This is a genomic window from Segatella sp., from assembly GCF_977051555.1.
The window spans coordinates 1-15,344 of sequence record NZ_CDRSSE010000034.1 but is presented as its reverse complement, the minus strand read 5'-3'; the positions used below and the strand labels follow the sequence as shown (position 1 = coordinate 15,344).

General features: G+C 42.1%; 10 protein-coding genes. 2 read left to right on the top strand and 8 right to left on the bottom strand.

Annotated elements, in window-relative coordinates; translation table 11 throughout:
• Positions 1-95 precede the first annotated feature (95 nt).
• Complete coding sequence (locus ACWJAO_RS08985) at positions 96-1,277, top strand: SGNH/GDSL hydrolase family protein (protein WP_449140016.1); 1,182 nt, start codon at positions 96-98, stop codon at positions 1,275-1,277.
• Between the two features lie 51 nt (positions 1,278-1,328).
• Here ACWJAO_RS08985 and xpt read toward each other — a convergent pair whose 3' ends face one another.
• Positions 1,329-1,895 (bottom strand): xanthine phosphoribosyltransferase, encoded by a 567-nt coding sequence (gene xpt, locus ACWJAO_RS08980; protein WP_449140015.1) that lies wholly within the window; start codon positions 1,893-1,895, stop codon positions 1,329-1,331.
• 174 nt (positions 1,896-2,069) lie between these two features.
• On the opposite strand from xpt, the gene ACWJAO_RS08975 reads away from it, so the two are divergent.
• Positions 2,070-3,056, top strand: coding sequence for a YqiA/YcfP family alpha/beta fold hydrolase (locus ACWJAO_RS08975; protein ID WP_449140014.1), 987 nt, complete (start codon positions 2,070-2,072; stop codon positions 3,054-3,056).
• Positions 3,057-3,155: 99 nt separating this feature from the next.
• On the opposite strand, the gene ACWJAO_RS08970 is transcribed toward ACWJAO_RS08975, so the two are convergent.
• The 7 genes from ACWJAO_RS08970 to ACWJAO_RS08940 form a co-directional block, all read right to left on the bottom strand.
• Positions 3,156-4,463, bottom strand: coding sequence for a nucleobase:cation symporter-2 family protein (locus tag ACWJAO_RS08970; RefSeq protein ID WP_449140013.1), 1,308 nt, complete (start codon positions 4,461-4,463; stop codon positions 3,156-3,158).
• A gap of 129 nt (positions 4,464-4,592) precedes the next feature.
• A complete protein-coding gene (locus tag ACWJAO_RS08965; protein ID WP_449140012.1) occupies positions 4,593-7,049 on the bottom strand; it encodes a beta-propeller fold lactonase family protein in 2,457 nt (818 codons plus the stop codon).
• A gap of 29 nt (positions 7,050-7,078) precedes the next feature.
• Positions 7,079-10,240, bottom strand: coding sequence for a TonB-dependent receptor domain-containing protein (locus ACWJAO_RS08960; protein ID WP_449140011.1), 3,162 nt, complete (start codon positions 10,238-10,240; stop codon positions 7,079-7,081).
• 86 nt (positions 10,241-10,326) lie between these two features.
• On the bottom strand, positions 10,327-10,962 hold the full coding sequence (locus ACWJAO_RS08955; protein ID WP_449140010.1) for a hypothetical protein: 636 nt from the start codon (positions 10,960-10,962) through the stop codon (positions 10,327-10,329).
• Between the two features lie 93 nt (positions 10,963-11,055).
• Positions 11,056-13,092, bottom strand: a complete 2,037-nt coding sequence (locus tag ACWJAO_RS08950) for a TonB-dependent receptor plug domain-containing protein (protein ID WP_449140009.1) — start codon at positions 13,090-13,092, stop codon at positions 11,056-11,058.
• A 68-nt stretch (positions 13,093-13,160) separates the two neighbouring features.
• Entirely contained in the window at positions 13,161-13,628 is a 468-nt protein-coding gene (locus ACWJAO_RS08945) for a nucleoside deaminase (RefSeq protein WP_006847694.1), read from the bottom strand.
• A gap of 170 nt (positions 13,629-13,798) precedes the next feature.
• Positions 13,799-15,088, bottom strand: a complete 1,290-nt coding sequence (locus ACWJAO_RS08940) for an ATP-binding protein (protein ID WP_449140008.1) — start codon at positions 15,086-15,088, stop codon at positions 13,799-13,801.
• Positions 15,089-15,344 lie beyond the last annotated feature (256 nt).

The following is a 15,344-nucleotide window of genomic DNA, read 5'->3' as shown; positions in this document are numbered from 1 at the left end:
ATGGCATCGACCCTTTTTATGAGATAAAGCGTAACGAGACGACTCATCGGGCGCAAGGATATATACTTTTAAAATACAACAAGGTGAAAAGATTTATGATGATACTATGCTTCATCTGCACATACACACTACAGATGGCGGCACAAACATGGATTGGAACTTGGGCTACGGCACCGCAGACTGTGGTGAAAGCGTTTATGCCCTATAATAACAACATGACAAACCGTTCGGTTCGCCAGATTGTAAAGGTAAGCGTGGGAGGCGACGTGATAAGACTGAAACTGAGCAATATCTACTCGATGCAACCCGTAGAAATACGCTCCATCTATATCGCCCACGCCAAAGACTCCTTCAAGATTGATGCCAAATCGGCTCAATACTTCAAGTTCGGCAACAGCTACAAGGCTACTATCCCTGCCGGCAGGCAGATAGTGAGCGATGCGCTGAAGTTCAATCTCAAGAACCTGGAGCGCGTAGCCATCACCATCAACTACACCTCGGCTCCCGATGTGCCTACCGTTCACATGGGCTCACGTACCACCTCTTATATCATGAAGGGAGTAACCAATGCCCACTCCAACTTCGAAAAGGCTTTCCGCGAGAACCACTGGTACAACATCAGCGGCATCGACGTGTATACGATGAGCACCAACATGAATGCCATCGCCATCATGGGCAATTCCATCACCGACGGCAAATGCTCTACGGATAATGCCCAGAACCGGTGGCCGGATGTGATGTCGGAGATGCTGCAGCTGAAACATAAGATAACCAACCAGGGCGTACTGAACCTGGGGATCGGCAACAACCGTGTAACCGTACCTGGCGGTTTCGGGGCACTCGCCAAGGAACGCTTCGACCGGGATATCCTGATGCAGAGCGGTGTGAAGAAGGTGATTATCTTTGAAGGCATCAACGACATTGGTGCAGCCAAGAGCGGCAACAGCGAGACGGTAGCCCGCCAGATTATAGAGAGCATACAGGGAATGATGAGGAAGGCGAAGGCACGAAAGATGAAGGTTTACTTGGGCACCATCACGCCTTTCAAGGGCGCCGGCTACTACAGCCACTTCCATGAGGCTGCCCGACTCTATGTAAACGACTGGATCCGGAGTCAGGCAAAGAACGCAGATGGTATCCTCGACTTCGCCAAGCTGCTGCAAGACCCGAATGATGACAGAAGGATGAAGCGGGAATATGCCAGCGGCGACTGGCTCCATCCTAACCCTGCCGGATACAAGGCTATGGGTATCTATGCTGCAGATATCGTCAAGTAAGAAAAAAGCCGCCCTATTACAGGCGGCTTTTACTATATATAATAAGATGTATTATTTCAAGACAATCTTGCAATCATCCAGGCTCTCTACGGTAGCGAGCGCCTCATAACGGATTCCCTCCTTGCGCAGGAAGTCACCACCATGCTGGAATGCCTTCTCGATGATGAAACCCATCGCCTCAATCTTGGCACCAGCCTTCTCGCAAAGGTCCATCACACCCTTAGACGCATTACCGTTGGCAAGGAAGTCATCGATAAAGAGAACATGATCCTCAGGAGTAAGATAACTGTTGCTCACACAAACCGTATAATCGCGGTCCTTAGTAAAAGAGTGAACCACAGAGGTAATCATACCCTCCATCGTCTTAGGCTGCTTTTTCTTCACGAATACAACAGGAAGATTGGTCAGATAACCTACCATGATGGCAGGCGCGATACCCGAAGCCTCGATAGTAATAATCTTGTTGTACTTGATGTCCTTGAAAAGGCGCACGAATTCCTTAGCTAAGTCCATCATCAGAATAGGGTCCATCTGATGGTTTACAAAGCTGTCTACTTTTAAGATTCCACCAGGAAAGCATCTGCCCTCCTGCATAATTCTTTCTTTCAGTAAATCCATTATGACTTGAACTTTAATATGGTTATTGGGTGCAAAATTACTACTTTTTTCGCAAACAAGAAAGTTTATCGCCCAATAATTTTGTTTTGTCTGCAATTTAGCGTAATTTTGCAGCAGAAATGAATAAGATGTTCAGGGAGCATGATATGATACCCCCTATAAAACTATAAGAATATGAATCCATATATCAAGCAATTCCCCGACCTCATGGCGGGCAAGAAAATCATGTATGTTCACGGTTTCCTCTCTTCTGCACAGAGCGGCACCGTAAAAATGTTGCAGGAACTGATGCCGAATGCCACCCTCGTGGCTGAAGACATCCCGGTACATCCGGAAGAGGCCATAGAGATGCTGCAGAAGATGGCAGAGACGGAGAAACCCGACCTCATCATCGGTACCTCAATGGGAGGCATGTATACCGAACTGCTGAAAGGATTCGACCGCATCCTCGTAAACCCAGCCTTCGAGATGGGCAACACGATGAGCAGCATGACCGGCAAGCAGGAATTCCAGAACCCGAGAAAGGACGGAGTGAACGAACTGATGGTTACCAAGGGCCTCATCAAGGAATACCGTGACTTTACCGAGCGTTGCTTTCAGGACATTACTCCCGAGGAGCAGCAACGTGTTTACGGTCTCTTCGGCGATGAAGACCCGCTGGTCCATACCTTCGACCTCTTCCACGAGCACTATCCACTCGCCATCCCATTCCATGGCGAACACCGCCTCATCGACAAGGTAGCATTCCACTATCTCTGTCCGGTAATCCGATGGATTGACGACAAGCAGAACGGCAAGGAACGCCCTATCGTATACATCGACTTCGATGCCCTGCACGACAGTTACATGAAGGCTACCAGCTCGATGCACAAGGCTTACGAGATGCTGATAGAGCATTACAACGTATATATCGTAGCCCAAGCGCCAACCAACGACCATGAATACATGGCGAAGGTACAGACCTGGGTGGAGGAATATCTCTCTACCCCAGCCTACAACCACATCATCTTCTGTAACCAGAAGAACCTGCTCTACGGCGATTACTTCATCGACCCTCGCCCATGCGATGGTTTCATGGGTACGGCGATAGAATACGGCAGCGATGAATTCAAGACCTTCGAAGAAATCATCACCTTCTTCGAAAGACTGGGAGGACAGTGATTTAGTTAATAGTTTATAGTTAACAGTTTATAGCAAAAAGGTGCAACTCACTTTCTTACTTGTGAGTTGCACCTTTTTATCTATAAATATCTTTGATTCTTATGCCTTATCCAAGTTCTTCGGCAATACGAGGTTCAGGATAACGGCAAGCAGGAAGACTACGGCTACACAGTTATCAGCAAAAACGGTGCGCACAATCTCTGGGAAGATGTTGAACATACCTGTTGCAGAGGTGAATCCGAGACCTACGCTGAGCGAGAGGCTCACGATGACCATGTTGCGCTGAGAGAAGCCTGTACGCGCCATCATGCCGAAACCGGCAAAGAGGATGCTACCGAACATCATGATGGTACAGCCGCCCAATACTGCCTGAGGAATCGTTGTCAGTACATAACCGATAGCTGGGAACACACCACCGATAATCATGATGATGGCACCCATGGCAATGGTAAAGCGGTTCACTACTCCCGACATCGCTGCCAAACCTACGTTCTGGCTGAAAGAAGTGATAGGAGTACAACCGAAAAGACCGGAAACCGAACTGACGAAACCATCGCAGCAGACTGCTGCTCCCATCTCCTTGGTCTTAGGATCACGCTTCAACGCACTGTTGCAGAGCGCAGAAGTATCACCAATCGTCTCTGTGGCAGAAACCAGATAAACTGCAACCACCGAGAGAATGGCACCAATATTAAACTCAGGTGTAAATGGAAGAAGCTTTGGCAAAGCTACGATAGAGAGACCAGAAAGTCCACTGAAATCTATCATTCCCATAAACAGAGCCAGAACATAACCTACCAGCAGTCCTACCAATACAGAGAGTGAACGCAAGAAACCCTTGGCGAAAATCTGACAAAGCAGACAAGCCAGCAAAGTAATAGAACCCACAACCCAGTTGTTCATGCTACCGAAATCAGCAGCACCCTGACCACCCGCAAAAGAGTTGGCACCAACAGGAAGGAGCGAGAAACCGATGGCTGTTACCACGGTAGCGGCTACTACAGGCGGAATGAGCTTGATCCAATACTTGGCGAAAAGTCCGAGTGTTCCTTCTACCAGACCACCAATGATGACAGCGCCTATCAAAGTACCCATGCCATGAGCACCCGCAATGGCGATAGCAAGCGAGAGGAAAGTGAAGGAGATACCCATCACGATAGGAAGGCGTGAACCGATACGCCATACCGGATAAAGCTGCACCAAGGTACCGATACCGGCGATGACCATACAGTTCTGGATAAGCACGGCGCTCACCGAACTATCCAATCCTATCGCACCGGCAAGGATCATAATTGGAGCAATGTTGCTGACGAACATCGCCAACACATGCTGAAGACCAAATGGGAGTGCTTTACCTACGGGCACTCTGCCGTCTAATTTGTAGAGATTTTCTATTGACTGTTCCATTATCTTTATAATAATTAGAGAATTTCCATCATCCATCAATCCAGGGTCTTTCTGAATTTGGCGGCAAAATTACAAAGAAAATCTGAGAAACCACCTTTTTTCTACAACAATTTGCCAATAATCTTCTGCTTAATCATCGTCATCATCAACAGTATAACTCAAGAATGCAGAACGATGCAAAGCAGGATAAATTGCCAAATCTCCTTTAATACCATGCCATAAAACCTTATTAAATTCAACATCAGGCACATCATCCTCTACAGAAAAATTAAATTTTTCACTCATAGCTTGCCATTTACTATGCTTTTTGTTGACTTCATCAAGCGATACATTTTCTGGCAAATGATTGAAAGGAGTTCCGTCAGCTTTAGACGAGAAACAACGCCACATAGAAGTGGAAGCGGCATCATATTGGCTCATTGGCGGTAGCCCAAGTATCAGTTCCATAGTACGTAGCATAGAAGTGGTGGTATAAGGGGTATGATCCACAAAGCCTCGCTTCACAAATCCACCAGCCACGAAGGCTGTACTACGGTGAGCATCTACATGATCAGAACCATTTTGCGCATCATCTTCTATGATAAACACAGCCGTCTCTTTCCAAATAGGAGAATGGCTCAAATGATCAAGAAACATACCTACCGCTAAATCATTATCTGCAACATAAGCATAAGGAGAAGGAGCGCCTAACTTCATTCCCTTGGTATGATCATTGCCAAAACGCACGGTACAAAATTGTGGAACCTGATTCTTTACCACTAAAGAGTCGAAATCTGCCTCCCATTGACGATAGCGCAGCGTATCACGAAAATCCAGATTGAAAGGTTCAAAGTTCTCACAGAAATGACCTTCAAGCGATTTGATGGTGGGATAAACCAAAGTATGCTTTTTTTCCCTGGCGCTTTTAACCGTTGTTCCATTACAGAATTCTCCATAAGAACGATAGCTTACACCGAAGCGTTTACACATATCCCAAAAGAAACCACCTTTATTGTTTCCCATATGATGCTGTCCCTCACCACTATATACGTCACCACGACTGCTATAATAGGAAGGCCAGGTTTTCTCCAAATAGTCAGTAGCATATCCACCCATTGTCCAATTATGACCATCGCAGCTAACTTCTGCATTCACATAGAAATTGTCAAGAAGAACAAAATCATTCGCAATCTTATGAAGATTAGGAGTATAATATTCACCAAAAAGAGTAAGAGTAGAATCACCATTACCTTTGGCAATATCACCCAACACCTGGTCATACGTTCTATTTTCTTTGATGACATAGAACACATATTTGATAGGACTTTTCTCGCCTACCCTGCTTGGAATCGGATTACCGGGTTCACTTTCTGCCACCAATTCTTTATCCTTCTTATAAGGAGTATTTGCAAAAACCTGTTTAGAATAAACCTTTAGCTGTTTCTTGTCAGGTACATCTATAATCGACAATGCTCCCATGAACAGGCCTCCGATATATTCAACCTTAGTATGATTGGCATCACCTTTATGATGTTCGAATTTCTCCTTTACATCTACAGGACGTGGTCCATCGGGATTCGCCATCGAACGCAATCCTTTTCCATCGGTTACCCAAAGTTTATTACCAATACATTTCACGTTAGTAGGATACCACCCTACGGGTATGAAACCTTCAGATTTACTTTGACTTACTTTCGAAATATTAAAGATCGTAACACAATTATTGTCAGCATTGGCTATAGCCAATTTCTTTCCTTTATCCAACAAACACAGCCCATTTGTGGTACTACCTTGTAAAGAGCCTGGGAAAATGGCTGCATTGAGTGTTTCCTCAACCTGATAATTTGTGAGATTAATAACCGATACACTATTGTCATTGGCATTGGCAACAAAAAGTCGTTTTGTCTTGGCATCAAAGCACATCTCGTTAGGATGACTACCTACGGTGATACGTTTTTTCCACTGCGCATGGTCTACATCCCAAACAGCTACTTCATCGCTTCCCCAAACAGAGATATAAGCCTCATCTCCCTTTTCTGAGAAAAGAACCTGATAAGCCTCGCCTCCTACTGGTATTTTATGAAGCAGTTTTTTACTAGGCATATCATAAATATAGAGTGAATTATCCCAACGGGTTACTACAAAGAGCTGATTATTCTTTGGGCATACAGCTATGCCAGATGGAGAGATTCGTTCCTCATCCCATGATTTGCCCATCACGATACTATCAGCCAAGGCTAGTTTGCCTTTAGCATTTACATCGTAGATTTTCACTTGATTGTCATTTCCTGCTGAAGCAAACAATTGCTTTCCATCCTTACTGAAACATATTCCATACCAGCTCTTAGCTATTGTATAATCATCCGTTTCTTGCTCCGACTTAACATCAAAAAGTTTGATACACTGACGGCCATAACCATTATTGGTTACAGCCAACCACTTTTTATTAGGAGACACAGCCATATTAAGAGGCAAATCACCAAGCTGCAAATGTTTGCCGGCAGGAGTCAACTTCCATCCATTAGGAAGTAAAACAGGTTCTGCTACCTGTGCACTTGCAGAAACAAGCCCAGATAGCAGAACCGTAGTCATAAATAATTTCTTCATTACCTTTATTTGAAATTTATATTTTTAATTTAGAACCCATATCTCAAACCAATTTGGAACTGATAAGGATTACCATTGCAGGCTGGTACACCGGCATTAGTATTAACTGAGTACTTATATTGTTTTTTCTCTGCATCAAAACCCTTGATATTGTAGAGATAAGTCTTACTCAAATCACGGCCTACTCCCCAGTCTTTATTAAGCAGATTGGCTACATTAAAGATATCTACATACAGGTTGAGGTTCTGAGTCTTATAAATCTTAAACTCTTTACCTATATGCAAATCAAATACTCCATAGAACCCATTGACACCTCCATTTCGCTCAGCAATCTTGCCGAAACTATTGCGGAGATACTTCTTCATACTGCCAGAAACATTAGGATTATCAAGAATAGTATTGATACCCTCACGTATATAGTCTGGAGTATTTGGATCGTTAGGGTCATAAACATATGCCAAATCATTGGTTGACACAAAGTCTCCATTCACATTGCCATTCACACAAAGAGAATAACGAGACCCCCCGAAACCAGAAAAACGCAAACCTACATTAAAGCCCCAGAATGTTGGCAATGTTCCATATAGAACCAACTTATGGCGGAACTGATTATCAGAATAAGTCATACGGCTCAAATCGCGAGGGTCACCTGGTACATAATAATATAAGGTAGAAGAGTTGGCTACGTTACCATTGTAAGATACATTATCTTTAGTATCGTTCCAAGTATAACTAAACGAAATCTCACCATCTTTATAATAACGATATGCTGCATCTACAACAAAGGCATACTGGTTGTTTTTACCCTCGCTGACCAATTCAAGTACACGACCAACTTTATTGCTTTTACGCCCCATCGTCCAGTCTGTTACACCATTAGTGGTATTGATGCTTTCAGCTGGTACATATACAGGGCGGTTACCTTCGGCCGCAATGCGGAAATATGGTTCATCAACCATATTGCGATCTGCATAGAAGTAGTTATGACGAGCCCAATTGGCATAGAAGCTTAAACCTACCTTCAAACGATCTGAGAAGAAATGGGTATAAGATGCATTTAATTTATACACTACCGGTACACGAGCATCCTTGCCATTGGTATTGATAGTACTCAACTTCTCGATATTAGGATTATCAAACAGGTCCTTGCCAGGTGCTGTAGAAGGATTCTGGCGATAAGAAGGGAAATTAGGTACGGGAACCAAATCGCCCTGAATATCGACAGAGGCTACCTTTGTGCCATCAAAAAGCATATTATTAATCATCAGATAGTTGTTGATATCCGATCCAAAAATGCCGCCACCCAAACGGAACACATCAGTATGACGGTCGTCAATATCCCATGTTAACTGAACACGAGGAGAAGGTTGGAATGTAGAGATAACATTATCGGTGCGCAATTTCAACTCATCGTATACTGTCTGGTTGAAAGTTGCACGATTGAAATAGCGGGTATAATCGAAACGAATACCAGCCATTACATCCAAGCCCTTGGCTAAACGTGTCTGCACCTGACCGTAGATGGCAGAATTAAGCGTATTCATATCTACATAAGGATCATCGGTAAGTCGTACTTCGCGTGCATACCGGTATGGTTTCATATTCTCGAAATTATCAAGACCTGTAAAATAAAAACGACCATTCATTTCACTACCATATTTAGAATGCATATATGTATACATCAGGTCAGTACCAAAGGTGAAATTCAATTTACCCGTATTATAGTATAAATTATCTACTACCTGAAATACCTGGTCTGTAAAGTTCTCTGGAACATAACGCTGACCACCCAACTGAATAGAAGTTGTCATAGTTTTACCTGTAGTACTATTTACTGACTCCACATTTTCTACTATAGCTCTAGGAATACTTGCCGATGGAAGTTCGGCATTAGGCTTGGTACCTTCATATACCAGGAAATGCTGCGCTTTCAATTCGTTAGTCATCTTTGGACCCAACACACTTCGCAAAGATGCCATAAGAGCATTATTGTGCGACATACGGTCTGGCCATACCTCGAAAATATTGATGGCAGTATTATCCTGTTCGCTTTTTTTATTATATTCGCTGATAAAATTGTCTTGTAATGTAAAGAGATTAGTAGGATTTATCTGCCAATCCAATTTAACAAAAGCAGCATCTGTATTTTTTGTCTTATCAAACTCACCAAATTGTTTATTATTTGATACACCATACTTATTACGAGCAATATTCAAGAAACGGTCTTCTGTTGCTTGAGTTATATTATAAAGATTCTCATCTGAAGCATTCTGCAGATTGGCAATAGTAATAGGACGAGAATCAATCTGATGATCCCAAGTCATAAAGAAATGTAAACGGTCTTTAATAATAGGACCACCCAAAGAAAAACCATATTGATAAGTTGAATAATCTGAAGTAGTCTTATTACCACGGATATTATATGGACTAGACAACCAGTCTGTTCGACCATAGACAAAGGCTGAACCTGTAAGCGTATTGGTACCCGACTTAGTTACAGCACTTACTGTACCACCACCAGAACGACCTTGAGTAACATCATATTGATTGGTAAGTAATTTAAACTCACGCAAGGCTTCCATTGAGATGGTGTAAGCACCAGACGTCGTACCACTGGCTACGGTTCCCTTAGCAGTCATACCATCAATGGTATAATTAGTAGAAGAAGCCAACTGACCACCAATACTACCCCCCTTGCTCAATGGAGACAAGTCCATCAAAGAAGTAAAGTTACGACCATTTACAGGCAGTCTTTTGATATCTGTTGCGGAGATAGAGGTTCCTGCACCTTCAGTTTGGATTCCCTTTTTCAGAGAGTTGGCAACGACCTCTACAGCCTTTATCTCAACAGTTTGGTCAGTCATTTTAAAATCAACGCGCAAGGCGTCACCCTGATTAAGTGAATACCCTGTCTTCTTTTGATCACCATAACCGATATATTGAGTAGAAACCGTATAAGGTGTTCCCAAAGGAATCTCACGAATATGATAAAAGCCATCAGGTCCGGTCGGTGAACTGACCTTGAAACCTGTTGACTCATTTTTCACTGTGACAATAGCACCAATAATAGGCTCACCTTTTTCATCAGTAACGATTCCCGAGATAGCAGCACGTACGCTTTGAGCCAAAGCATTGACACCGCCACACACAACAAAGAGGAGCACCAAGAATAATCTTACTGTTGTTTTCATTTTAATTAATTAAATGTTATAATTTTCTGAATACATATCTTATTGTCTATTGACAAACTATTCTATCTTATAAAAAGAAAACAATCTTATTTATCTAAAATTTTAGAGATTTCTATCACCATTTTCTTTGTACTCTTCATGCTAGACTTTATCATATCCTTAGCACTCTGAGGTTCAAAAGAGGTAAAATAGCTCTTACCTGTTCCCAATTTGTTTTCATTCATATCATAAAGAGAATAGTTGACAAAATGAAACATTGTACGAAATGGCACTTCCTGGTATTTCAGGAAATGCTGGTCTAGAACCAGAAGATAAGAAGCACCAAGTTGCTGCATGGCAAGCTGCAGTTTCTTTTTATCTACTTTAGACATATCAACCATGGAATCTTCTCCTGAGCCATTCAGTTCAGCTCCTTGCAAAAGATTAGATGATACAGAACTGCACCCATTCAGTATTACCAGATTTTCTTTAGATGCAAATTGCTCCAAGGTCTTTGCTATCACATTATTATATGTATAGCTTACACTATCCTCACAAATTCCAGTACCTTCTGTCAACATATCTGTAACATAATAATCAGAATTAACATTGTTACTTGGAGCTACCACCAAAATTTTAGGCGCAGCTACAGCTTCTGCTGTGGAAGTACCTTTTCCACTCGCCATAACCACATTCACACATGTAATCATCAAGATAACGACACTAAAAACTATCTTTTTCATTTTCAACACAATTTATAGTTATTTTTCGAGTGCAAAGATACCACTAGGTTATTGCAAAAATGCGACAGTGATATTAAGAAAGCAACACACTTTTTAGAACAAATAAGCTACGCTCAGTTTACCGTATATTCCATTAGCATCTACTCCTGAAGCATGTAAGCGATATGCCTTATTAAAGATATTGCCCCATTCGCCGGCAAGCATAACTGGACCTAGTTCATAACCAACATTCCATTTCAAACTCATCCAACCTGGCGTTCCACCCTTCGGTATACGGGCATCTTCTTCGTCTTGCTTGGAAAGACGAGTTTGCTTATTAGCCATATCTGCAGTCATAGACATGCGAAGACGATTCTGTTGATAACGAATACTGAGCGAACCAAATAAGGGTGGAATTTTAGACAAAGGCATGTTCTGAGTCTTATTCTTTCCATAAGTATATGCCATATTACCATTTATAGAGAAATATCTGCCTAGTTTCTGGACTACAGCAAATTCAAAACCTTCAAGAAAAGCTTTATCTACATTAGAGCGCATTCTTACTGGCATACCAGCCACTTCGGTCTGACCATCACCTGTTGTACCGGGTGTTAACGCCATCATATTGCGCAGATCGTTACGATATAGATTAAGTGAGAGTGTCGTATAACCATTATCATACTTTATGCTGATTTCTTTATTAAAACCTTTCTCTGGACTCAAATTATAGTTTGGTACAAAATACCAACTATCCTCTGCCCCCAACTTAGCCAAATCATTAATATTAGGAGCGCGGAACGAAGTTGCCATTATCCAAGCAACTGTAAAATGCGGCAGCAATTCATAAGAAATATGAAAATCGCCAACGAAGGCATCAGGTGACAACCTAACCATACCAAAATCACAAGTGGGCAAAGAAAGATGATGTCCGGAATAACGGGTACCAGTACCTATTCTCCATTTATCCAGAGTAGCGTCTGCCTCTACGAAAACAGCATAAGTAAGCATCTTTGAACCATCAGGGAAACTGCCATCGCTAAAAACTTTATCATGATAAATATCTACACCTGTCTTAAGTGTTAAGCAAGGTAATACTTGCAATCCCAAGTCAGCAGTAGCACCTATACTTCGGGTATCATTAGTTGAAAAAGAAGATTTACCTGTAGACTTAGGAATACGCCAATTGGTATTTTTAAGCCGAGCATACGAAAGTGTTGCTTCTACATACTTTATGATAGCATCCTCAGGGCGATAACTATAAGAAATATAAGAAAGATCCCTGGCTTGGTTCTTAACTTCATATTTCTCGTATTTGCCACTTTGCATCTGCAAATAAGTAGGTATATGACTTTGCCGTTTACCCTGATAAGCAGCGGTGAGTACAGTATATATTCCCAACCGGCGTTTGATCTTCAAATCTCCTGCCCATTCTGTATAACCTGAAGGATGTTCTATACCAAGTCCTTTGCCAGCATGCACATCACCAAAGCGTTTTCCATCTACACCTAGATGCATTGCCCATAACTTATTAGACAAATTCAACTCTCCACGACTAATATACTCCATACCGCTGGTTGCTGCACGCCCAATCAATCTCCCATAAGCTATTATCTTATTAGAATCAACAAAAGTAGCTGATTGACTCTGCATATAGATAACACCACCCATTGCATCACTACCATATGCGACAGATGCTGCACCCGGCAACACGCCTGCATACTCCATCGCCATTCCATCAACCGTATTAAGATAAGAAACCGGACCAGACTGAAAAACGGCATTATTGAGACGAATGCCATCTACCAACATCAAGGTCTGATAACCTATCATTCCTCTAATGATAGGGGAGCCTCCACCATGATCTGTCTTCTGAACCCATACACCAGCAAGGCCTTGCAACGCTTCAGGCATAGTGCGAGGCTGATTATAAAAAAGAGTTTTTTTTCCAAGAGAAGTATTGAGGGGAGCATAAACTGACACAGAACGTGCGTATGGAGCGCAGATTACAACATCATCTATTTGGGAAGACTTCTGAAACTGTTTTCTTAAAGACATTGTATCTACCACCTCTTCTGTTTTACTTGTTGGACTTGCCATCGTTTGAAGAGAGCAGGTAGATACAATTACTAGAGAGAGTAATACCTTTTCCATTTTTTGTGCAAAAGTACACATTTCTAAATACAAAGGTGTTACATTAGCTTGACGTAAAAAAGAAGATTTTAATACTCCGTCTTTTCCGCATTTTCCTCCCACATGCGGAAAGCTCCAAGCGCCTCATCTCGCATCAGGGCAATCATCGGCTTGTGGCGATCTTCTATCTTGCGGTCTATCTCCTCGTAGATAAACTCATCATCGAAACCTATCTTTGCCGCATCCTTCCGGTCGTTGGCATAATAGATACGGTCGAGATGTGCCCAATAGATAGCACCCAGGCACATCGGACAAGGCTCGCAGGAGGTATAAATCTCGCAACCTTCCAGATTGAAGGTCTTCAGCTTGCGGGTAGCCTGTCGGATGCAGTTCACTTCGGCATGAGCCGTAGGGTCGAGGTCGATGGTTACACTGTTGGAAGCCTCAGCGATGATAATACCGTCCTTGGCAATCACAGCACCAAAAGGTCCGCCCCCCGTCTTCACACTATTCTTTGAGAGCTCAATGGCTCTATGCATCAATTCTTCCTTTGTCATTGTTTAATATTTTTAGATTAATAATACCCCTTCTTTTCAATTGTGGGCTACAAATATACAAAAAAGAAATGATATGGCAAGCATTTCTTGCATTATTTTTTAATACTTTTGCAACCAAAGAGAGATTTTATTGCCCCATGACGGGTAATTATCTTTTGCACAGCATTGATTTACAACCAGGCACCCACACCATAGAGTGGCTTGTTGACCATCCACTCCTGATCTTGATAAGGCTTCATAGAAAGTCGCAAACCTTTTAGATTCGGATGCTTTTCTATGAATGTGCGAAGAGATTTGGCACGCACATTTTCCTCTGCCTTGATTTCAATAGGCGTTATGGCAGTGCCATGCTGAACAATCAAGTCGATTTCCACACGCGAATCATTACTACTGAAATAGTAAATCGGAATCTGAAGCGCCATAAGTTGGGTTAAGACAAAAAGCTCCGTGAAAGAGCCTTTATATTCCTTCAGCAAAGTATCAGCCACCAAGATACTTTCTGCCGGAGTATCTACCATTGCACCCATCAAACCTATATCCAAGACAAAAAGTTTAAACACAGACATTTCTGCATAAAACTTCAATGGCATTTCCGGAGCCGACACACGATTAATCTGATAAACTAATCCTGCATCTATCAACCACTGAATGGCTAACTCAAATTCAGAAGCTCTTGCTCCTTTCTTCAATGCTCCAAAGATAAACTTTTTATTTTCTTTTGCCAATTGTGACGGAATGGAATCCCATACCATATTAATACGAGGCACTTCCTGTGAAGGAGCATGTTTGGAGAAATCACGCTGATAGTCAAAAAGTATCTGTTTTTGAATGTTGCGCACTTCCTCTAAGTTCTTGCTTTCCACAAATTCCAAGACTGCTGCAGGCATTCCTCCGACATAGTAATACTGACGCAAATAATCTGTCAAACGCAAAGATAGAGAATCTATAAGAGAAAAGTCCTTGGCATGAAGCACATTGACCAATGGCTGCTCGCCCATAGCTAACAGGAACTCATCGAAGGTCATTGGATACATCTTTATCATATCCACCTTCCCCACCGGAAACGACATGCCACTATGAAGAGATATGCCCAAAAGCGAACCGGCTACAGCCACATGATAGGCTGGAGCATCTTCGCAGAAATACTTCAGAGAGTTTAATACAACAGGATTTTCCTGTATCTCATCGAAAATAATCAATGTATTTTCCGGTTCTATATTTACATGGAGCAGAGCTGACAAGGATAGTAAGATTCGCTCAATATTATAGTCTTGCGCAAAGATCTTTTCCACCATTTCGTTCTTGTCACAATTGACATAAGCCATCTTCTGATAGTATTTGGTACCAAAATCCCGCAAGATATAGGTCTTTCCTACCTGCCTTGCACCATTGATTATCAAAGGCTTACGATTCTTTTTTTGCTTCCAAGCGAGGAGCTGTTTAATGACATTTCTTTCCATAATCACATTTTTTTGCACGAACTTTTGCTGCAAAGATACACTTTTTTGCACGAATATCCGACACTTTACTACATTTTTTTGCACGAACGCCTTAATTTTTGTGTCTTATACGTGAAAAAGTTGTCACCTTTGTAGCAGCTCCCTAAAGTGGACACGAAAAATGATTATTAATTATTTATATTTTTAAAAGTACACATATCTATCAAATTTCGTTCATTTTCATTTGCAAAAGTAGACAATCTCATCCATATTTGCA